17 protein-coding genes and 1 tRNA gene are annotated in these 20,497 nt (G+C 63.4%); 9 read left to right on the top strand and 9 right to left on the bottom strand.

Features of this window, described 5'->3' with window-relative positions:
- Positions 1 to 12 precede the first annotated feature (12 nt).
- Positions 13 to 2,400 carry an ATP-binding protein gene (locus HKK80_RS05830; protein ID WP_411798674.1) on the top strand — a complete coding sequence of 796 codons (2,388 nt, stop codon included), beginning with the start codon at positions 13 to 15 and terminating at the stop codon, positions 2,398 to 2,400.
- 60 nt (positions 2,401 to 2,460) lie between these two features.
- Positions 2,461 to 2,545: transfer RNA gene (locus HKK80_RS05825), tRNA-Ser, on the top strand.
- A gap of 436 nt (positions 2,546 to 2,981) precedes the next feature.
- Here the strand turns inward: HKK80_RS05825 and HKK80_RS05820 are convergent.
- The gene (locus tag HKK80_RS05820; RefSeq protein WP_411798673.1) at positions 2,982 to 4,004 is read right to left on the bottom strand and encodes a PAS domain S-box protein; all 1,023 of its coding nucleotides are present in this window, start codon (positions 4,002 to 4,004) and stop codon (positions 2,982 to 2,984) included.
- Between the two features lie 357 nt (positions 4,005 to 4,361).
- Here HKK80_RS05820 and HKK80_RS05815 point away from each other — a divergent pair, with 357 nt between their 5' ends.
- On the top strand, positions 4,362 to 6,770 hold the full coding sequence (locus HKK80_RS05815) for a GAF domain-containing protein (protein WP_411798672.1): 2,409 nt from the start codon (positions 4,362 to 4,364) through the stop codon (positions 6,768 to 6,770).
- A gap of 26 nt (positions 6,771 to 6,796) precedes the next feature.
- Here HKK80_RS05815 and HKK80_RS05810 read toward each other — a convergent pair whose 3' ends face one another.
- Entirely contained in the window at positions 6,797 to 7,117 is a 321-nt protein-coding gene (locus tag HKK80_RS05810; RefSeq protein WP_411798671.1) for a hypothetical protein, read from the bottom strand.
- A 77-nt stretch (positions 7,118 to 7,194) separates the two neighbouring features.
- Between HKK80_RS05810 and HKK80_RS05805 the strand changes: the two genes are divergently transcribed.
- Positions 7,195 to 7,326, top strand: coding sequence for a hypothetical protein (locus tag HKK80_RS05805; RefSeq protein ID WP_411798670.1), 132 nt, complete (start codon positions 7,195 to 7,197; stop codon positions 7,324 to 7,326).
- Positions 7,327 to 7,387: 61 nt separating this feature from the next.
- Here HKK80_RS05805 and HKK80_RS05800 read toward each other — a convergent pair whose 3' ends face one another.
- Together HKK80_RS05800 and HKK80_RS05795 are read right to left on the bottom strand one after the other, a co-directional pair.
- The gene (locus HKK80_RS05800) at positions 7,388 to 8,914 is read right to left on the bottom strand and encodes a (R)-citramalate synthase (RefSeq protein WP_411798740.1); all 1,527 of its coding nucleotides are present in this window, start codon (positions 8,912 to 8,914) and stop codon (positions 7,388 to 7,390) included.
- A gap of 189 nt (positions 8,915 to 9,103) precedes the next feature.
- On the bottom strand, positions 9,104 to 9,457 hold the full coding sequence (locus HKK80_RS05795) for a DUF192 domain-containing protein (protein WP_411798669.1): 354 nt from the start codon (positions 9,455 to 9,457) through the stop codon (positions 9,104 to 9,106).
- Between the two features lie 50 nt (positions 9,458 to 9,507).
- On the opposite strand from HKK80_RS05795, the gene HKK80_RS05790 reads away from it, so the two are divergent.
- The 5 genes from HKK80_RS05790 to HKK80_RS05770 all read left to right on the top strand — a co-directional run bounded on the left by HKK80_RS05790 (position 9,508) and on the right by HKK80_RS05770 (position 13,360).
- Entirely contained in the window at positions 9,508 to 10,032 is a 525-nt protein-coding gene (locus HKK80_RS05790; RefSeq protein WP_411798668.1) for a hypothetical protein, read from the top strand.
- A gap of 44 nt (positions 10,033 to 10,076) precedes the next feature.
- Entirely contained in the window at positions 10,077 to 10,502 is a 426-nt protein-coding gene (locus HKK80_RS05785; RefSeq protein ID WP_411798667.1) for a VOC family protein, read from the top strand.
- A 318-nt stretch (positions 10,503 to 10,820) separates the two neighbouring features.
- Positions 10,821 to 11,921, top strand: coding sequence for a glutamate-cysteine ligase family protein (locus HKK80_RS05780; RefSeq protein ID WP_411798666.1), 1,101 nt, complete (start codon positions 10,821 to 10,823; stop codon positions 11,919 to 11,921).
- Positions 11,922 to 12,006: 85 nt separating this feature from the next.
- Complete coding sequence (locus HKK80_RS05775; RefSeq protein ID WP_411798665.1) at positions 12,007 to 12,708, top strand: type 1 glutamine amidotransferase; 702 nt, start codon at positions 12,007 to 12,009, stop codon at positions 12,706 to 12,708.
- A gap of 94 nt (positions 12,709 to 12,802) precedes the next feature.
- Complete coding sequence (locus tag HKK80_RS05770; protein ID WP_411798664.1) at positions 12,803 to 13,360, top strand: GMP synthase subunit A; 558 nt, start codon at positions 12,803 to 12,805, stop codon at positions 13,358 to 13,360.
- A 15-nt stretch (positions 13,361 to 13,375) separates the two neighbouring features.
- Here the strand turns inward: HKK80_RS05770 and HKK80_RS05765 are convergent, their stop codons facing one another.
- The 5 genes from HKK80_RS05765 to gatB form a co-directional block, all read right to left on the bottom strand.
- Positions 13,376 to 15,139, bottom strand: coding sequence for a hydantoinase B/oxoprolinase family protein (locus HKK80_RS05765; protein WP_411798663.1), 1,764 nt, complete (start codon positions 15,137 to 15,139; stop codon positions 13,376 to 13,378).
- On the bottom strand, positions 15,136 to 17,196 hold the full coding sequence (locus HKK80_RS05760; protein WP_411798662.1) for a hydantoinase/oxoprolinase family protein: 2,061 nt from the start codon (positions 17,194 to 17,196) through the stop codon (positions 15,136 to 15,138). Before HKK80_RS05760 ends, HKK80_RS05765 begins: the two co-directional genes overlap by 4 nt.
- Complete coding sequence (gene gfcR / locus HKK80_RS05755; RefSeq protein ID WP_411798661.1) at positions 17,193 to 17,831, bottom strand: transcriptional regulator GfcR; 639 nt, start codon at positions 17,829 to 17,831, stop codon at positions 17,193 to 17,195. Before gfcR ends, HKK80_RS05760 begins: the two co-directional genes overlap by 4 nt.
- Positions 17,815 to 18,888, bottom strand: coding sequence for a glucose 1-dehydrogenase (locus HKK80_RS05750; protein WP_411798660.1), 1,074 nt, complete (start codon positions 18,886 to 18,888; stop codon positions 17,815 to 17,817). Before HKK80_RS05750 ends, gfcR begins: the two co-directional genes overlap by 17 nt.
- 99 nt (positions 18,889 to 18,987) lie before the next feature.
- Positions 18,988 to 20,478, bottom strand: a complete 1,491-nt coding sequence (gene gatB, locus HKK80_RS05745) for an Asp-tRNA(Asn)/Glu-tRNA(Gln) amidotransferase subunit GatB (protein ID WP_411798659.1) — start codon at positions 20,476 to 20,478, stop codon at positions 18,988 to 18,990.
- Positions 20,479 to 20,497: the final 19 nt, after the last annotated feature.

Below are 20,497 nucleotides of genomic sequence, written 5' to 3'. Positions count from 1 at the left end.
AGGTGAGTGACGATGCCCGATCGCCGACAACGAATCCAGCTGCTCCACGAGATCTCATTGGCGATCAGCCCGGGAGAAACGCTGGCGGCAACCGCCGAAACCGCCCTCGACGCCTATCTGGGGAAGCTGAACTGTACGGTCGGCGGTGTGTTCAGGCAGCGGGAGGACGGCGGCTACGAGCAGATCATCGCCCGACCCGCGGCGGCTGTCGACGATCCGGTGTACGCCGCCGCGAGAACCCGTCTCGCCGAGCGGGCCGATGGCGACGCCGCAGGCGAGTCGTTCCCGATCGTCGGCGAGGGTGGTGACGACGGCCACTACTATCTCTTCGAACTCCCCGATTTCGGCGCGTTGGTGCTCGGCACACACGGGGAGCCATTTTCCGAGTCGATCATCGACGAGCTCGGGCCACTCAACGAGAAGCTTGCAACCGCGTGTACGGCCAAGGCAGCCGAATCGACGCTCAGAAACGAGCGACGGCGGTTCGAGGCCCTGTTTACGACGATCCAGGAGCCGATGGCCACCGTCTCGGTCACCGATGGGACGGCGACGATCACCCGCAGAAACGAGGCCTTTGAAACCACCTTCGGCGACGCCACCGCGATGACCGAGGGAAGCCGGCTCGAACCGACGATCCCGGCAGCACCGAGCGACGCGGCGACCGCAGCCGAGATCGACACCCAACTTGCCGACGGCCAGCCGGTAACCACGGAGAGCAGCCGACAGACCGTGGGTGGCACCGGCGACTTTCTGTTGCGGGCCGTCCCGGTGACGACCGCGACCGGCCGGGAGTGGTTCTTTCTGTACGTCGATATCACCGACGAGAAACGCCGCCGCCGGACGCTGGCGTCGCTGTACGAGGACGCACAGGCGGTGTTGACAAGCGAGGATCGACAGACCGCCTGCGAGCGAACGGTCGAAACGGCGATGGCGGTCATCGACGCGTCGGTCGCGGAGGTACATCTCTACGACCGGGCGACCGACACGCTCACCCCGGCAGCGACGACGGCCGAAGAGCCGGTGTTTACCGCACCCAGCGAGGAGGCTGCGACACCACTGTGGGAGGTTTACGGCGGATCCTTCCGGCGGTTCGACGCGCTGTCGGCGGCCGATGTCTCGATCGCCCACAGCGGGATGGCGATCGAGAGCGTGCTGCTCTACCCCCTCGGCGACCATGGGGTGCTCATCCTCGGCGACGAACAGGCGGCGGCGTTCGACGAGACCGACGGCCAGCTCGGTGGGCTGTTGACCACACTCGGCACAATCGCGCTCACCCGCGCCCAGCGGATTCAGAGCCTCGAAGCCGTCCAGGCGATCACCCAGGAGGCCGTCACCGCCGACACCCGGTCGGCGATGATCGATGCGGTGCTCGATCGGCTACCGACAGCCCTCAACTTCCCGATCACGGGGCTGTGGGAGTATAATGCGGTCGCCGACCAGCTTGAACCGATCGGAATGACCGAGCCGGCCGTCGAGCTATTTCCCACACTACCGACGTTCGGGCGCACGGATGGGATCGCCTGGGAGGCGTTCAAACGCGGCGACACGGAGCTTGTGTCCGATGTTGCCAGCCGGCCCGACGCCTACAACGAGGATAGCGTGATCCGGTCGGAGGTCATCGCCCCGATCGATGAGTTCGGCGTGCTGATGGCCGGGGCGGTGCGACCACAGAACCTCACCGACACCGATCGGAGCATCGTTGAGACGCTGACATCGAATCTGGCGACCGCGATCGAACTCGTCGACAACCGGGAGGAGTTGCAGCTGCTTGAGGCGGTGTTTGATCGCGTGCTCAGACACAATCTTCGCAACGATCTGACGGTGATCAAGGGGTATGCCAACGCCGTGGCCGAAGACTGCGAGGCGTCGCCACACACAGCCGAGATCATCGACCACTGTGAGAACCTCGAACGGACGGCCACCAACGCGCGGACGATGCGGGAGGTCGTCCAGACGCGCGAGCAGCGACGCGCCGTCGACATCACCACCGCCATCAAGGACGCGATCGACCTCGCGCCCGACCCGCCGGCGACGGTCACGGTAACTACCGATATCGCGACGACAAGGGCGGTCATCGCCCACCCAAAGCTCCCGGTTGCGATCGCCCAACTCATCGAGAACAGCGTGGAACACGGCGTCGATGCCGACGGCGAAATTCGGGTAACAGCTGTCGACGACGGTGACGACGTTGTGATCGCGGTCATCGATGACGGCCCCGGCATCCCGCCGAACGAACTCGCCGTCATCGACCAACACGGCGAGTCAGAGCTCGAACACGGCAGCGGGGTTGGGCTCTGGCTGATCGACCGGATCGTCGACTACTCGGATGGCGTGCTCTCGTTTGACACCGACGGCGGGACGACCGCGCGGATCACGCTCCGTGCCGCAGAGGAGGGATGAATCGACCGAGGGCGGTGAGATCGGAATCTTTTACTTGCGGCACGGGCGAACATACGTTGAGCCGAGGTAGCCTAGCCTGGCCAAGGCGGTAGATTCGAAATCTACTGTCCATTCGGACTCGGGAGTTCAAATCTCTCCCTCGGCGTTGTAGCCGACACAAACTACGTAGCGGCGCGTTTCATCGCGCCGCGAGACACTGTGTCGGCGGAAACGACAGTCGAGAGTTTGAACGAGGGAGCGACCACCGGGAGCGACCGTCGTTCAAATCTCTCCCTCGGCGTTTCTACCGCGAGCAACACGCCGAGAGCCCGCTGTGGCTCTCGGTTGCCGCGAGCGGGTGTACCCGTGACGGGAGATTTGAAGCAGGGAGCGACCACCGGGAGTGACCGTCGTTCAAATCTCTCCCTCGGCGTTGCTGCGCGGACACAACCAACAAGCGGCGCGTTTGCAACAGCGTGGTGCTCCGCCAGTGTAGCGGGAAATGGTCGAAAAGAACGCTGTATGGTATCGGTTCACCCCGTGGCTGCAGCAGTTCGGTTGGGTGGTCACAGAACGAGGCGTAACACTCGTTGTAGAGGCACTTACTGCGGGTCTGCCAGTGGTAATGAAACCTTCAGTATCGTTAGCTCTGGACTGTTTTCTTCCAGCGTGAGCATGCCCTGATGAGTGTTAATAATCGTTTGAACCTCCCACAGGCCGACTTTCTCGGCGTCTTCTAATGGATCAGGATCATAGCTGTGTATAAGCGGTTGCGCGTCAACATCCGGGATCGGTTCGCCCGTATCAATAACCTTGATGTCGATTTGCTGGTCGGCCACGTTCTCACTCGCCGAAACAACGATATCCAGATCATCGTGTGAATTGTGTCGCACGGCATTATCGATAAGCTCCTCAAATGCTCTTCGTAGCGACGTATCACCCATAATAAACACGTTCTCACAGTCAACTTCCCAACTGATTTCAGGGTATTTGTTTTCGTATTCGGTTACGATATTACCGAGAAGCTGTCTCACATTGATTTTGTGATCCTTCTGTCCGCGATGTAGGGATGTGATGGCGTTGACCCAATTAGTCAAATCAACCAACTCGGCGATGGCCCGTCGAATGCCGTTAAACAGTTTGTCGTTTGTCTGTGTATTCATCTGATTGAACGACCCCTGAATTATCTGCAGTTTGTTACGGAAATTGTGGTTGACGATGCGGTTCATGAGGCGGAGATAGCGGAGATTCATCTTGTGGTCGCTGATATCACGTATCGCCGCGATCACATACGAGTGCTCGTTGACGGTGAGTTCAGAAAGACGCATCTCGATCCAGATTATTTCACCCGAGGGTCGTCTGATTCGCCATTCAAACTGTTGGGAGTGGCCGTTTGCCGCAGCGCGTAACCGCTTGATGAACTCTGATTGAGAGATAGAACCCGGGCTTATATCAACGATATTTGACTTATTCAGGTCGCGTTTCGAATATCCATAGATATCTTCGGCGTGCTCGTTGGTATAGTGTATATCGCCTGTCTCGGAATCGTGGATCGTAATACCGACATCTAGGCTGCTACAGAAATGCGCGGTTTCCTCATCAAAGGTGAACGTTGACTCCGTCATCTGAACTCACACGTGTGCGTTGGATACAGCAAGTTCCTGTACATCGCATCTCTGAGATCTTAATAATTAAATGTTTTCTAGTTGCCCACGCTGTTGAGACAGCCCAGCAGCCACGGAGGAGGTGGACTGGGGTATCCGTATCAGAGAGAATGAATGATAAACTGCAAACCGAGATTTATATTGGTCGATATGAATGGCATTGTGTATGGACAGCCGGTCTCACGCTAACGGTCGCTCGTCCGGCCCAGCGGCCACCGGACGGGAGGAACCCACGGCCACCGCCGGTGGCTGTCGGTGTGATCAGGAGTCGGCCGCGACGACGACCGCTGTCGTAGTGTAGTCGAGAGGGGATATCCGATGTCGAACCAACACGAGCGCATCCGCGTTCTCTACGAACTGGCACTGGCGACGGGGCCTGCCGAGACCCTCCAAGAGACCGCAGAGCAGGCCATCGCCGCCTACCTCCAGCAGCTGGACTGCTCGCTTGGAGCCATCTTCGCCGAGACAACTGACTCCGAGGGGTACGATCCTGTCGCCGTCCGCCCACCAGATTCCGGAACCGACAGCCTGTATACCGCCGGCAAGAACCGGCTTTGTTCGTGGGCAGCGAAGCCGCCTGCAGACCGCCCGTCGTTGCCACTGACCGGTGAGCCCGAACCTGATACCCACTACTACCTGTTTGAACTTCCCGAGTTCGGTGTGCTCCTGCTTGGACAGTACGGGTCGGAGCTGAACCCGGATATCGTTGCTGCGCTGGATCCGCTCAACGACAAGCTTGCGACCGCCTGCACGACAAAACGGGTTGAGGGCGACCTCCGCGAGGAGCGTGACCGCTTCGAGGCGATCTTCACCACGATTCAGGAACCGATCGTCAACGTCTCCATGGAGGGTGACACCCCGCGGATCAAACGGGCAAACGAGGAGTTCAGAGAGACGTTTGGAGATCACGAGGTGGGTACCGATACGCTGGCCTCAACCGGACGGTTTGAGCCGACAACGCCGGTTGACACGGAGAGTGCGGAAACGGCCAAACTCATCGACGCGTGTCTGGTGCGTGGTGAGCCGGTGACCGAGGAGGTACGGCGGGAGACGACAGACGGCGTCGGTGACTTTCTGTTGCGGGCGGTGCCGGTCGGTGACGGCGAGGAGTTCTTTGCGATGTATATCGACATCACCGACGAGAAACACCGCCGTCGCACGCTCGAATCACTGTACGATGAGGCACAGGAAGTCCTCACGAGTCAGGATCGACAGACCGCCTGCAACCGGGCCGTTTCGACGGCACTCTCCATTATCGATGCCGACGTGGCCGAGATCTGTCTTTACGACCGCGCCGAAGACAGCCTTGTGTCGGCGGCTTCAACGCGTGGATCCCCGGTTTTCGAGGTCGGCCGGGTCGCGGTGGGCAACCTGCTGTGGGTGACATACGAGGGATCACCACGCCGTATTGATGATCTCAAAACTGCCGACGGCCAGTTACCCCACAGCGGTCGGCAGATCCAAAGCGCGCTGCTGTTTCCGCTTGGCGAACACGGCGTGATCGCGATCGGCGACAGCCAGCAGGCCGCCTTCGATGGGATGGATTTTCAGTTCGCGCAGTTGCTGGCCGCGCTCGTCGAGATCACGCTTGATCGTGCCCAACGACAACAGAGTCTCGAATCGGTTCAGGAACTCACACAGGAGACACTCCGAACTGACTCCCCAGAAGAGATGGTCGAACTGGTGCTCGAACGCCTCCCGGATGCACTCAACCTCCCGATTACGGGTTTCTGGCAGTACAATCGGGCGCGAAACCGGCTCGAACCGCTTGCGATGACCGATACCGCAGCCGAGTTGTTCGAGCAACCGCCGACGTTCGGCCCGGGCAGCAGCATCGCCTGGGAGGCATTTACCACTGGAGAGACAAAGTTTATCTCCGATGTTGGCGACCGCAGCGACGCCTACAACAAGGGGAGCCCGATCCGATCTGAGGTCATCGCCCCCATCGGCGAGTATGGGGTGCTGATGGCCGGCTCGGTCAGATCGCATACCGTCACCGAGATCGACCGCAGTATCGCAACGACGCTTGCCTCAACGCTGGAAACCTCGCTGCAACTCATCAACAACCGGCAGGAGCTCGATCTTCTCGACCAGGTGGTTGGCCGGGTGCTCAGACACAATATCCGCAACGAACTCAACGTGATGAGAGGATACGCTCAGGTGTTGATCGATGAGGCCGACGACGAGCAGGCCACGTTCGCCGAGCATATCCTTGAGACCTGCAACAGCCTCGAACAGACTGCCAACAACGCCCGCGACATGCAGCGCGTGGTTCAGAGCCGGGATTCACGCAAGCCGGTTGCCGTCGACAGCATCGTCGACGACGCCGTCGAACAAGCCCGCGAGGAGCAGTCGACGACCGCTGAGATCGTCGTCGACCGCGAGACCAGCGGTAACGTCCTCGCCCACCCGAAGCTCTCGACTGCGGTCTACCATCTTGTCGAGAATGGGCTCGAACACGGCGTCCAAGAGAATCCAAGCGCAGAACAGGTTCGCGTCACCACATACGAGGACGACGGCAAGACAGTCATCGAAGTTGAAGACGACGGCCCCGGGATCCCGAAAGACGAGCTGTCGGTGTTGGATCGACACGGTGAATCTGCCCTCGAACACGGGAGCGGGGTCGGCCTGTGGCTGGTCGACCGGGTTGTCGAGTACTCGGAAGCGACAATCGAATTCGAGACCAAACAGGGAACGACCGCGCGCATCCACCTTGAACAGGCCTGATGCGGCATTGTCGGCGATAACGGATCTCACTCGGAAAACTGCTCAGCCAACCCCTGCTGTTGGCTGCTGTCGCCGCCGCGAAGTCGGCGTCGTCGCTTGTCGAAGGCCCGCTCTAATTCGCCGCGCGTGTTCCGCGAAACGAGATAGGCGTCGACCGCCGAACTGTCCTGTGGGTGGGCGGACTGAATCCAGACGTGATCCCGGCCCCCGCCGGTTAGCTCCTCGGCCCACCCCTCGGCGGCGTCCCGATCCGCAAAGCGGTGGGTTGCCCCCTCGGTGTTGATCGTCCGCCCGACCTCGGGGTTTCGCTTGCGCGCGGAGGGTTTGATCTCGACGACGTACGCCACAGCGGCGTTTCAGCGGCATCGCTCTTAGACGTACGGGTTCGAAAATAGTACTGAAGAATTGAGTGAGGAGTATAAGTATGGAAAGCCCTCGGCTCTCTCGACTCCCGCGGCTCGCTGCGCGCTTCGTCGCTCGCTACGCTCGCTCCTGCAGTGCTTACGTCGCCGGGGTTCGCCGAGAGAGCCTCGCCCTTTCAGTCCACCAGGAATAGCGGTTGGCTGGGCGGCTCACCTGCTTGCCTACCCAGATTGAACCGCAAAAACGGAGACAGATCAGTCGTCGGCGACCGGCTGTTCCGGCGGCGACGCCGCCAGCAGGCGGTCGAGGGCGTCGACCATCGCGTCGACGGAGGCACGCGTGATATCGGAATCGGAGGCAGCGACGGTTACGGTATGGTCACCGCGGGTCATCTCGACTTCGACGGTGACGACGGCATCGGTGCCGCCGGTGATGGCGTCGACGTGGAAGGAGTCGAGTTCGGCGTCGGCCGCCGGGCCGAGGGCTTCGCGGACAGCCTTGACCGCGGCATCGACCGGGCCGGAACCGGTGCCGGCGGCGGTGCGCTCCTCGTCGCCGACGCGGAGTTTGACGCTGGCGGTCGGCACGTCGGTGCCGCTGGCGGTCGTCAGCGTCAGGAGTTCGACGTAGCGGTCACGCTCCCGTCCCTGTACGTCCTCGGCGATCGCCAGCAGATCGGCGTCGGTGACGCGTTTGTCCCGCTCGCCGAGGGTCTTGACGCGCTCGACGATGGCGGCGAGTTCGTCGTCGGTCACGTCGATGTTGTGTTCCTTCAGCGCGGCTTCGACACCGGCGCGGCCGGCGTGTTTACCGAGGACGAGCCGGCGTTCCCGACCCACCGTTTCGGGTGGGTACGGCTCGTACATCGCGCCGTCTTTGAGCGTGCCGTCGGTGTGAATGCCGCTCTCATGAGTAAAGGTGTTCTCGCCGATGACGGCCTTGTTCGGCGCGAGCGGAACCCCGGTGTTCTGGCTGACGGTCGTCGCCAACTCGTAGACCGCCGGGAGATTGAGCGTCTCGATGTCGTAGCTGTGTGACAGCGCGATAGCGACCTCCTCGATGGCGACGTTGCCGGCGCGCTCGCCGATGCCGTTGACGGTGCCGTGGACGAAGTCGGCTCCGGCCCGCAGGCCGGCGTGGACGTTCGTCATCCCGAAGCCGAGGTCGTCGTGGGTGTGGACGCTCGTCGGGCCCAGTTCGGCGAGTTGGGCGACGACATCGTGGGTGTGCTCCGGGCTCGCGTGGCCGACGGTGTCGGCGTAACAGAACCGGTCGGCCCCTGCCTCGTGGCCGGCGTCCGCGAGGTCAACGAGGAACTCCGGATCGGCGCGGGAGCCGTCCTCGCCGAGCAGTTCGACCCACAGTCCGTGGTCGGTTGCGTACTCGACGAGTTCGACCGAGCTCTCGATGACTGCCTCGCGTGTCGAGCCGACCTTCGTCTCGATGTGTTTGTCCGACGACGGGACGACGAGCGTGATGCCATCGACGTTGCAGTCGAGTGCGTGGTCGATGTCGGATTTGATGCCGCGGGCAAAGCTGGTGACTGTCGCGTCGAGGTTGAGATCGGTCACCCGACGGATACAGTCGCGTTCGCCTTCGGAGGTACAGGCACTGCCGGCCTCGATCACATCGATGTCAGCAGCCTCCAGTGCCTCGGCGATCTCGACCTTTTCATCGGGGGTCAGCGAGACGCCGGGGGCCTGTTCGCCATCCCGTAGCGTGGTGTCTAAGAGCTGTACGTCGTCGGGGAACGCCGAGCGAGCCGAGTTGCCACTACTCAACTCATCTGTTGTGTCTGAATTCACGGATAAATACCATTCACCGGGCGATTTCACGGCCAGCCGGGTTGCCCCGACTTCCTCTATCCTCGCTGGAGTCTGTAGGCTCCATTGTGCATAGTTCTTCACACGTACAGGGAAATAAAGCTGCCGTCTGCGCCGCAGTGGACAGACGAGCACACAGACGGCCGCTTATTCGACCAGTGCCACCCGATCACCGACAGCGACTTCCTCGGCTGCGCCGGCGGGCAATTCGATCAGCGTATCCGCCGCCGCCCGACCAAGCCCGAGCCACGGCTTCAGCCGCTTTTTCGCCACGACCTCGTTGTCAACGAGCCACAGCGCGTCGATAGCGAACGGGACGAAAAGCATGTGAACGTCCCGCTTGGCCGCGCTGTCGAACTGAAAGACGAGGGCCGCGTCGTCGGCTAGCGACCGTCGGAACATCAGCCCACGGGCCTGTGCGAGAAACGAATCCGCGGTTTCGATGTCGCTGGCGATATCCCGCCTGCCGCCACCCGATTCCGGCCAGTGAGCGAGTTGCACACAGGGGGGTCGGCCGGGCGATATTTAGCTCTGGGGGGCCGACGCCCGCCATGGAGGAGACGCCCGAGGGCACGCCCGTCGGCGTTGACGACCCCTACGACGTGGCGGGGCTCTGCGACCACCTCACCGACGACGGCCGGTGTCGGTTCGCGCTCGATCACGCCGGCGTCGATCCCGAGTTCGCCAGCGAGCGGGCGGCCGACGACTACGCCTGCCACGTCGGCGAGACGGGCGACTGGCGGGCCTGCCCGCACTATCGGTGGACGACCACCGACGACGCGTGTCGGCGGTGCGGGCTCGAAGAGGTGCGGCTCGCTCACGACGAGAGCCGCCCGCTGATCGAGGAACACCATCTCTCCTACGGCGACGCCGACGAGCCGGAGACTGTCAACGCCAGCCACGAACTCACGGTCGCGCTGTGTCGGTGGTGTCACGCGAAGGTGCACCAGTCGTTTGCCCGCATCGACGACGATGTCGACCCCGATCCCGAAGCGATCGCCGAACGGGAGCAACGGCGAGCAGCCGAAGCCGAGGAGTTAGAGTTCCAGTCGGCCCGCGATAGATTCGAGAGATAATCCGCCAGCAGTAGTTCTATGACGCGCCCGGCTCTGCGGCGCGTATGGGCTCGCATCTCGGCCACATGCATTTGGTCGTCAGCGATCTCGACCGGGCAGTCGCGTTCTACACCGACCTCTGTTCGCTGTCGGTCACCGAACGACAGGGCAACTACGTATTCCTCTCGTTTGGCGAGCATCACCACGACCTCGCACTGCAGGCTCGCCCCGACGCGTCGTCGCAACCGCCGAACAGCCGCGGGCTCTACCACGTCGCCTTCGAACTCGACACGCCGGCGGAGCTCCGGGCGTGTTACGAGTGGCTTCAGGAGCGAGATATCAGCGTCCAGTCGGTCGATCACGGGATCAGCAAATCGCTGTACTTCGACGATCCGGATGGCAACGGCGTCGAATGCTATCTCGATACCCGCGACGACGACAGCGAACAGTGGAACGGCCACAACAGCCGGTTCGATCCGACGGCGTTGTAGTCGGCGACCGATCAACCGGTGGCCGTATCACAGGGATATGCTCGGTAACGACACAGAACCGCCGTGAGACGCTGTGTAGTGAGCATCTGTCGTTTTAGCTCGTTGGAAGCCACCCATTATTGAATATAGAAAAGATTATCCCCGGTTTGGAGGCGCATATATCAAAAAAGAGGGCGACAGCAGTGAGTATGAATAGTATTTAAGGATATATTTATTTGATTGTCCAAAGTGTTTTGTTGGTGCCAACTGCGTAGTGCAGTATGTGACTTTGTCACACGGACTGGCCGGCGGACTGAAAATAAGTGCTGATCATCTCCAATGACATCGAACGCACCACTCAAGCGGAGTATCGAGGTCGAATACTGGGTCGTCGACGAGGCGGGGGATCTCACCCAGCCGGGTTCGCTGATCGATCTTCCGGGTGCCGAACGGGAGTTCGTCGAGCCGATGCTTGAGATCAAGACGACGCCCTGTACGTCGACCGCCGAGCTCCGTGGCGAGCTGTTTGAACGGATCAGAGCCGCGCTGGATCGCGGCGACGAGATCGGCAAACAACTCGTTCCGCTGGCAACACCGCTGAACCACGAGGAGATCCGTGAGATCCCCTGCGACCGAACGCGGATCCAAAACGAGGTCGTCGGCGAGGACTTCCAGTACGTCCGCCACTGCGCCGGCACGCATATCCACATCGAACAGCAGCCCGGCCGGGCGGTCGACCAGCTCAACACGCTGATCGCGCTCGATCCGGCCTTGGCCTTGGTCAATTCGGCACGACACTTCCGCGGGAAGGCGATGGCCCCAGGGGCGCGCTCGAAATGTTACCGATGGCTCGCATACGACGACCTGCGGAATCAAGGCGAGCTGTGGCCCTACGTCGATGATCGCGCAGACTGGAATCGACGCCTCCAGGCGTGTTACGACCGTTTTCGCAAGCAAGCCCTCAACGCCGGCATCAACGAGTCGACCTTCGAGTCGTGTTTCGATCCCGAAAGCGCGGTGTGGACGCCGGTACAGCTGCGTGAGGCGTTCGGCACCGTCGAGTGGCGGTCGCCGGATACGACGCTCCCGAGTCGAACAGTCCAACTGGCTGATACCCTCGCCACGGTTGCCGGTGAACTGGACGGCCGCACTGTCGACATTGGCGGCGACACACCACACGTCGACGACGAGCGGATCGTCCTCCCGGAGTTCGAGACTGTCACCGACTACGTCGATACCGCAATCGAAGACGGGCTGACCGAGTCGCTGGCGGCGTATCTCTCGCAGATGGGCTTTGAGCCGGACGCCTTCGATCCGATCGCGGATACCTTCGACCACGAGGGGTCGATCAACCACGAAACGGCCCGCAAGCTCCGCTTAGAGTATGCGACGCGGCTCCGCGAGGATGTCCGGCAGTCGCCGGCGATGACAGCGGATTAATCCAATTCCGGAGGAAACCAAACGTGCGTCAACAGAATCGAAGCAACACAACAGCTTTTCATCGCGGCGTGTGTGAAAAAGTTGCATGAGTCGGCCAAAGATCGCGCTGTTGAATGCGGCACACGCGGCCGACGACACCGAGCGGAACTTCGTCCGCGAACTCGACGCTGACGTTGTCGAATTTCGGTGTCCGGACGGCGAACTCCCCGACGACTTCGCCTTCGATGGGGTTGTCGTCACCGGCTCCAGCGCGTCAGTCTACTGGGACAAGGAGTGGATCGGCCGGCTGAAAACGTGGGTCGGCGGCGCGGTCGAAGCCGGCCTGCCGGCCCTCGGTGTCTGTTACGGCCACCAACTGCTGGCCGACGTGCTCGGCGGCCGCGTCGAGGATATGGGCGAATACGAGATCGGCTATCGGACTGTCGACCACGACGGCGAGAACCGACTGCTGGCGGGGATCGACGAATCGATGACCGTCTTTACCACCCACTCGGATCGTGTTTCCGAGCCGCCGCCGGGGGCGACCGTCTTCGCCGAAAACGACTACGGCATCCACGGCTTCCGAAAGGATCGCGCCATCGGCGTCCAGTTTCATCCCGAGTACGACATGCAGACCGCTGAAACGGTAACAAAAAGCAAAGACGAACTCTCGGAAGAACGGATCCAGGAGGTGCTCGACGGCATCACCGAATCGAACTACGCGGCGGCCTGTGAGGCCAAACAGCTGTTCGACAACTTTCTGGCCTTCGTCGCCGAGGTTCGAAGCGACCGTGTTGCTGCCGACTGAGGCTTCGCTCACCGTTTAACGGGGAATGTGACCGAACGACCAGCCAGCGATCCAGTTCCGGTTTGCTTTTGGCCCCTACCCATCAACAGTATCCATGACTCGCATTGCGGTTATCGACAACCACGGGCAGTTTACCCATCTGGAGCAGCGCGCGCTCCGCGATCTCGGCGTCGACGCCGACCTCGTCGACAACGATGTTGACCCAGCGGAGGTCGAGGCTGACGGCTTCGTCCTCTCCGGTGGCCCCGACATGGATCGCGCCGGCCGATCAGCAGAATACCTCGACCGCGAGGAACCCGTTCTCGGCATCTGTCTCGGGATGCAACTCATCGCCGAGGAACTCGGCGGTAGCGTCGGCGGCGGCGAGTACGGCGGCTACGCCGACGTGACCGTCGAGATCACCGACGACGACGACCCGCTGATCGGCTCACTCGCCCCCGACACGCGCGTCTGGGCGAGCCACGCCGACGAGGTGAAGACGCTCCCCGAGGGCTTCAGCCGGACGGGAACCTCCGACGTGTGTGGGATCGAAGCGATGAGCGACACCGACCGCGACCTCTACGGCGTCCAGTGGCACCCCGAAGTCATCCACACCGAACGCGGCGAGGAGGTCTTCGAGAACTTCCGGGATATCTGCGAGGGGTCGAGTTAGACTCCGTCGCTACGGCTACTCCTGACGACGGTTCGGTTGGTCGCTACTATCAGGCCCCATTTCCTCACGCATCTCCTCACGGATTTGCTCCATCCCCTCGCGGATATTGTCAGCCGAATCGGAGAGCGCGCCGAATCCATCCCACTTGTCGCGCTCGCCTTCGTCACCTATCTTGCCGTCGATTCGGTCTTGCTCTCGCTTCGCAACGTCTCGCTCGCTCGGATCACCGTGGCCGCCACCGCCAGGCGTTCGCACCGTAACCACGGTATCGGCCGGCACGTCAACAGTCGTCTTCGCGGCCACTGATTTCTCTTCCTCGCCCGGCAGCTGTAGCAGATTCTCACCCGTAGCTCCCGGCTCGCCGCCATCAACACCTTGCGGCGCGTGGCGGCGTCGCTCCGTGAGCAGCGAGACGGTCGCGGCCTGCTGGACGCGCAGGCGACGTTCGAGCCCGAGGCCGCCCCGATGCGTGCCGTCGCCGCCCGAACCAGGCCGCAGCGCGTAGCGTTCGACTCGCAGCGGATACTCGGCCTCTAGGGCCTCGACCGGCGTGTTCAGGGTGTTCGTCATCCCGACCTGCACGCCGTCCATCCCGTCGGCGCTCGCGCGGCCGCCGAAGCCGCCGCCGATAGTCTCGTAGTAGGCGAACTCGCCGCCGCGGCCGCCGATGATGAGGTTGTTCATCGTCCCCTGGCCCTGCGCCGGCACGCGGTCGGGCGCGGCCTCGGCGAGCGCGAGAAAGACCACATCGGTCACGCGCTGGCTGGTCTCGACGTTGCCACCGACGACGGCGGCGGGCGGCTCCGGGTTCAACAGACTGCCCTCCGGCGCGTCGACGCTCACCGGCTCGTAGCAGCCGTGGTTCGGCGGGATTTCCGGGTCGGTGATACAGCGGATCACGAAGTAGACCGCGCTCTTTGCGACCGACAGCGGCGCGTTGCAGTTGCCGGCAACCTGTGCGGCCGTTCCCGCGAAATCGACCGTGATCGTCGCGCCGTCGACGATGACGGCCGCCTGAATCTCGATATCGTCGTCCGTGACGCCGTCGCCCTCCAGCACGTCGCTGGCGCGGTAGGTACCGTCCGGCAGGTCGCTGATCGACTCCTGAATCCGCTCACGCGAGTAGTCGATGACGGCGTCGAACCCATCGAGAACGCGGTCGTAGCCGTGGTCGTCGATCAGGTCAGCGAGTCGCGCTTCGGCGCGTTCGGTGGCCGCAAGCTGGGCGCGGAAGTCGGCCCGTCGCTGGTCGGGGTTGCGGACGTTGGCGAGAACCAGCGAGAACAGTTCCTCGTTGCGCTCGCCGGCGTCGACGAGCCGCGTCGGCGGGAGCCGCAGCCCCTCCTGATAGATCTCCTCCGCGCCGGCGGGCATACTGCCGGGGGTCATCCCGCCAACGTCGGCGTGGTGGGCCCGCGAGACGGCGTAGCCGATGATCTCCTCGCGCGGCGCGATGGGCGCGACCAGCGTCACGTCCGGCAGGTGCGTCCCGCCGGCGAAGGGGTCGTTGAGAATGAACACGTCGCCGGGTGCGGGGTCGTGATCGAGGACGGCATCGACGGCTTCGGGCATCGCGCCGAGGTGGACGGGGATGTGTTCGGCCTGGGCGACCATCCGGCCGTCGGCGTCGAAGACCGCCGTCGAGCAGTCCTGGCGTTCGGTGATGTTCGGCGAGTACGCGCCGCGGATGAGCACCTGGCCCATCTCGTCGGCGACACTCTCGAACTGGTTCCGCAGGACTTCGAGCGTGACCGGGTCGATGTCGTTTTCACCCTTCATTGGTCTCTCACCTTCTCGTCCCGCCGCATCACGAGCGCGCCGTCGCCGCGAATCCGGCCCCGCCAGTCGGGCGGGACGACGGTGGTGCTTTCGGCCTGTTTGAGGATCGCCGGCCCGTCTACCGTCGCCTCGGCAGCGAGTTTCGACCGGTCGTAGATGGTGGCTGACATGCGCGCTCCGGTGTCGCCGTCGGCCGTCGGAAAGACCGCCTCGCGGCTGCCGACGACGGCGTTGCCCCCGCCGTCATGGTCGATTTCGGGTGGCGACCCCTCGATGGTCGCGGTCACGCGGAGGTTCACGAGTTCGACCGGCGCGGAGAGGGTATAGCCGTAGGCGCGCTCGTGGGCTGCATCGAAGGCCTCGGCAACCGATTCCGGCAAAAAATCGTCGACAGCGACGGTGAGTTCGAAGCTCTGGCCGTCGTACCGGCAGTCGGCGGCGCGCTTGATAGTGGCGGCCGCCGGTTCGGATGTGTCGGCCAGCACGGACTCAATCAACTCGTCGTAGATCGCATCGATTGCTTCGGGATCGCTGTCGGCGAGCGGCTGCGTTACTGTTCGAACGGCGTCGTGGGTTTCGTCGGCCGCGAGCAGGCCGTACGCCGAGAGGACGCCGGCCGGCGCGGGGACGACCACGCGATCCATATCGAGGTCGGCGGCGAGCGCGGCGGCGTGCATCGGCCCCGCGCCTCCGAAGGCCACGAGGTCGAACTCGCGGGGGTCGTGACCGCGTTCGACCGTCGCCGAGCGGATCGCTCGCGTCATCGTTGCGTTGGCGACCCTGACGACGCCGCGAGCCGCGGCTGCGGCATCCGGGAGGTCGGCCTCGCGGGCGAGATCGCCGAGCACAGCGTGGGCGGCCTCGACATCCAGCGTGAGTTCGCCGCCGAGGGCGGTGTCGTCGCCGATGTAACCGAGGACGACGTTGGCGTCGGTGACCGTCGGGCGGTCGCCGCCGCGGCCGTAGCAGGCCGGGCCAGGATCCGCGCCCGCCGACTCGGGGCCGACCCGGAGCGCGCCGCCGCTGTCGACCCACGCGATCGAGCCGCCGCCCGCGCCGACGGTCGTCACGTCGACCATCGGCGTCCAGATCGGGATACCGTCGATCTCAGCCTCGGTCGTGCGTTCGGCTTGGCCGTCGCGGACGAGGCTCACGTCGCTTGAGGTGCCACCCATATCGAAGGTGACGACGCTCGGGGCGGCCGCGTCGGTGGTCGCGTCAGCGTCCGCCGCCGTCGCCGCCGCGCCGACGACGCCAGCCGCGGGGCCGGACAGCGTCGTCGAGACGGCGTGGTCGCTGACGGTCTCGCTGTCGGCGATCCCGCCGTTGGCCTGCATGACGCGTGGGTCGGGGACGCCGACGTCGGTCGCCTGGTCGGTGAGCCGGGTGAGGTAGCCTTCGATGGCGGGGGTGACGTAGGCGTCGACAGCGGTTGTGGCGGTTCGTTCGAACTCCCGGAACTCCGGGAGCACTTCGTGGGAGGCTGACACGGGCACCGCGAGTTCCTCGCGGAGAATCTCGGCGACGCGCTGTTCGTTTTCGGGATGAGCGTAGGCATGGAGCAGACAGACAGCGACGCTTTCGGCGTCGGTAGCCGCGATGTCGCTTGCGAGGTCGCGCACCTCGTCTGGATCGACCCGCTGTTCGATACCCTCCGTGGTCGCGCGTTCGTCGATCTCGAAGCGACGATTGCGGGGGACAAGCGGGTCGGCTTTGGTGACGTTGAGATCGTAGAGATCCGGGCGATCCTGTCGGGCGATCTCCAGCACATCGCGGAAGCCCGCGGTCGTGACCAGTGCGGTTTTCGCCCCGTTGCGCTCAAGGAGGGCATTGACCGAGACGGTCATCGCGTGTGCGAACGCGTCGATGTCGGCGGGATCGACCCCGGCGGCGTCGCAGGCCTTTTCAATTCCGTCGAGAACGCCGACGCTCTGATCGGCGGTCGTCGGCACTTTTGCGGTGTAGCGGTCGCCGTCGACGACGAGGACAACATCGGTGAACGTCCCGCCCACGTCGACGCCGATCCGGGTTGGGGCGGTCGCTGGCGGCGGCGTCATTCCTCGGGGGCAACGCTGACGACGTTCATCAGCGAGGAGACGGGGACGCCATCGATCTCGTCGACGCCCTGTTTGTCGACGAGGACGACACAGCCGACCGGGGTGCCACCCTGCTCGCGGACGGCCGTGATCGTCTCCCGCATCGTCGTCCCCGAGGTAATGATGTCGTCAATGATGTAGCAGTCCTGATCGGAGACAGCCGAGAAGTTCTGGGAGAAGCCGCCGTCGAAATCCTCGATGTCGCCTTCCTCCCACTGGTGTTTTGCGGGGCCGTAGGCGGCGATATCGGTGTCGAGTTCGTTGGCGATGACCGTCGCCAGCGGGACGCCGGCTTTCTCGATGCCGACTGTCAGCCCCACGTCATCGTCTTCCTTCGAGATGATGTCGGCCATCGCGTGGCTGACATGGGTGAGCCGGCTGCTGTCGCGGCCGATCGCGCTCCAGTCGACGTGGATATCCTGGGGGCTGGCGGTCGCTCGTGGCTCCTGGTCGGCTTCGTGTTCGACCCCGCCGCGCTCGACCAGCCAGCTTGCGGTCTCCCGAGACACGTTGAGTTCGTCGGCGATCTCGCCGCGGGAGAGGCCGCGGCCGGCCAGCTCCGCCGCGCTCTCGATGAGGTTATCGACGTTTTTCATACTCGCTGAATTGAATCGCGTTTTTGATAGTACTGTCGTCGTCAACGAAGGCGTCCTCGTAGTCGTCGAGCCCGTAGATCCCGGTCACGAGGTCGTCGAGGAACGACGCCGATAGCGACGCGAGTGTCTCGGCGGCGGCCTCGAAATGGCCGACGTTGGAGTTGACGCTGCCGACGATGGCCTTGTTATGGAGTACCAGTTCGCGGTGGAGTTTGCCGCCCTCGATCTCGAACTCCCAGTCGCCCGGAATCCCAAGGGCGGCGAGGACGCCGTTTGGCGCGAGGGCCTCGATCGACTCGAAGGGGTGTTTCGCATACCCTGTCGATTCGTAGATCAGATCCGGAGCCTCGTGGGTGTCAGGGATCTCGGGTACCGGCGTCTCGTTGCTGTTGACGTAGGTGCTACCCAGCGATTCGATGATGTCGATGGTTGGGTCAGGTCGCTCCCGACGGCCCAGACAGTAGGTGCGCTCAAATCGCTGTTCAAACATGGCCAGCGTGATCAGGCCCAGACTGCCGTTGCCCAACACGAGCGCGGATTCGGGCGTCCACTCGAAGGCCGACCGGCTGGCGTCGGCGTGTTCGACCGCCTTCTCCGTTATTGAGATCGGCTCAACGAGGAAGCCATGCTCGGCGAGATCAGGCGAAATCGGCACGAGCGACTCCGCCGGGCTAGTGAAGTATTCGGCCATGAAGCCGTGTGCGCCGACGATGCCGCGCTCGTGGTACTGGCCGTCAGGTGCCATATCCGGCTCGCCGCGCTCGAAGTAGGCGTTGCTGCCGTTGGGTCGTCGCCGGACGGTCGGAACGACGATATCGCCTGCCGAGAGGTCAGTCCCGTTTGCGTCTTCGACGACGCCGACGGCCTCGTGGCCCAACACCATGTGGTCGGTGTCGGCCGGATAGCCGCCGTGGCCGCCGCTGATGACTTCGTGGTCGGTGCCGTCGACGCCGACCCGGAGCGTGCGAACTAACGCCTCACCCGCCTCGGGATCGGGCTTCGGGAGGTCGATGAGCGCGGGCTCTGATTCGCCCTCGTAGACCGCGATAGCCTTCATACCGTGGTGGTCGGTTCCACGGGCCAATAGCGTTACTCTTCTGTGAGTAAGAATTTTACACGCGCGAAGAAAGCGGGAGACGACCGCGTCGGCTGGGGTTCAGGCGTCGAGTTCCTCGCGCAGTAGTTGGTTGACGCTGCCGGGATCGGCCGAGCCGCCGGATTTCTGCATGACCTGACCGACGAGGAAGTTCAGCGCACCATCCTCGCCGCTGTGGTAGTCGTCGACCGCGTCGGGGTTTTCATCGATCGCTTCCGTAACGAAGTCGGCGATGGCGTCGTCGTCGGCCTTGCCGAGCCCCTCGCGGTCGATGATCGTCTCGGGGTCGTCGCCGTCGTCGAGCATCGACCGGAGGACGACCTCCTCGGCGTTTTTGACCGTGAGCTCGTCGTTTTCGACGAGTTCGATCAGCCGGGAGAACTCATCGAGGCGACCCTCGATGTCGGTGATCTGCATATCCCGGTAGTTGAGTTCGCCGAGTAGGTTGTCGGCGACCCACGTCGCGGCCACGTCGGGATCGAACTCCTCGGCGACGGCCTCGAAGAAATCGGCGACCTCTTTGGTCGAGGTGAGCTTCGAGGCGGACTCGCTGTCGAGGCCGTAGTCGGCGACGAACCGTTCCCGTCGGGCATCGGGGAGTTCCGGGATTTCGATTTTGTTCTTCCAGTCGGCGACTTCGAGCGGTGGGAGGTCGGCCTCCCGGAAGTAGCGGTAGTCGGCTTCTGACTCCTTCGAACGCATCGAGACGGTGATCCCGCGGGATTCGTCCCAGTGGCGGGTCTCGGTTTCGAGCGCGCGGCCGCGCTTGACGGCGTTTTTCTGGCGACTAACCTCGTAGGCCAGTGCCTTCTCGGCAGCCTTGTGACTGGAGATATTCTTCACTTCGGTTCGGTTCGCATCTTCGAGGACGCTGTCGTCGATCTCGCCCGCGTCGTCGACTTCCTCGGCGTCGACAAGCGAGATGTTGGCGTCGACGCGGAGGCTGCCGTCCCGGGTCGCATCGAAGACGCCGAGATATTCGAGTACCTCTTCCAGTTTGGCGAGGAAGGCCCGCGTTTCGGCCGGCGAGCGGAAATCCGGCTCGGTGACGATCTCCACGAGTGGTGTGCCCGCGCGGTTGTAGTTGATCAGCGTTGCTTCGGCGGTGTCGATGCTGCCGCCCTTATGCTGGAGGCTACCGGGATCCTCTTCGAGGTGGGCCCGCGTGATGCCGATCTCGCGGCGATCGCCCTCAACGCTGATTTCGAGTGCGCCCTGCTGGCAAATTGGCGCGTCGTACTGCGTGAGCTGGAAGTTTTTGGGGAGATCAGGGTAGTAGTAGTTCTTCCGGTGGAACGCCGTTCGCTCGGGGATCTCTGCGGAGAGTGCCTTCCCGATCTTGACGGCGGCCTCGACCGCGCCCTCGTTGAGCACCGGCAGCGCGCCGGGTAAGCCGAGACAGACCGGGCAGGTTCGGCTGTTCGGTTCCTCGTCATCATCGGCCGCAGTCGAGCAGCCACAGAAGATCTTGGTGGCCGTCTCAAGCTGGACGTGCACCTCCAGCCCGATGACGACCGCGTGTTCGTCGGTTTGGACGGCCTGCGCTGTCATTGGGCCGGATTCGGCGCGG

It is taken from the genome of Halonotius sp. F2-221B (genome assembly GCF_046719765.1).
GTDB lineage: Archaea > Halobacteriota > Halobacteria > Halobacteriales > Haloferacaceae > Halonotius.
Note: the sequence above shows the minus strand (reverse complement) of the source record. Positions and strands in the feature narration are given on the sequence as shown.

Excerpts from the sequence above, each read along its gene's own strand:
- gatB (WP_411798659.1), bottom strand. The coding sequence starts at position 20,478 with ATGACAGCGCAGGCCGTCCAAACCGACGAACACGCGGTCGTCATCGGG.
- HKK80_RS05815 (WP_411798672.1), top strand. The coding sequence starts at position 4,362 with ATGTCGAACCAACACGAGCGCATCCGCGTTCTCTACGAACTGGCACTG.
- HKK80_RS05760 (WP_411798662.1), bottom strand. The coding sequence starts at position 17,196 with ATGACGCCGCCGCCAGCGACCGCCCCAACCCGGATCGGCGTCGACGTG.
- gfcR (WP_411798661.1), bottom strand. The coding sequence starts at position 17,831 with ATGAAAAACGTCGATAACCTCATCGAGAGCGCGGCGGAGCTGGCCGGC.
- HKK80_RS05750 (WP_411798660.1), bottom strand. The coding sequence starts at position 18,888 with ATGAAGGCTATCGCGGTCTACGAGGGCGAATCAGAGCCCGCGCTCATC.
- HKK80_RS05780 (WP_411798666.1), top strand. The coding sequence starts at position 10,821 with ATGACATCGAACGCACCACTCAAGCGGAGTATCGAGGTCGAATACTGG.
- HKK80_RS05765 (WP_411798663.1), bottom strand. The coding sequence starts at position 15,139 with ATGAAGGGTGAAAACGACATCGACCCGGTCACGCTCGAAGTCCTGCGG.
- HKK80_RS05805 (WP_411798670.1), top strand. The coding sequence starts at position 7,195 with ATGGAAAGCCCTCGGCTCTCTCGACTCCCGCGGCTCGCTGCGCGCTTC.
- HKK80_RS05775 (WP_411798665.1), top strand. The coding sequence starts at position 12,007 with ATGAGTCGGCCAAAGATCGCGCTGTTGAATGCGGCACACGCGGCCGAC.
- HKK80_RS05820 (WP_411798673.1), bottom strand. The coding sequence starts at position 4,004 with ATGACGGAGTCAACGTTCACCTTTGATGAGGAAACCGCGCATTTCTGT.
- HKK80_RS05785 (WP_411798667.1), top strand. The coding sequence starts at position 10,077 with ATGGGCTCGCATCTCGGCCACATGCATTTGGTCGTCAGCGATCTCGAC.
- HKK80_RS05770 (WP_411798664.1), top strand. The coding sequence starts at position 12,803 with ATGACTCGCATTGCGGTTATCGACAACCACGGGCAGTTTACCCATCTG.
- HKK80_RS05830 (WP_411798674.1), top strand. The coding sequence starts at position 13 with ATGCCCGATCGCCGACAACGAATCCAGCTGCTCCACGAGATCTCATTG.
- HKK80_RS05790 (WP_411798668.1), top strand. The coding sequence starts at position 9,508 with ATGGAGGAGACGCCCGAGGGCACGCCCGTCGGCGTTGACGACCCCTAC.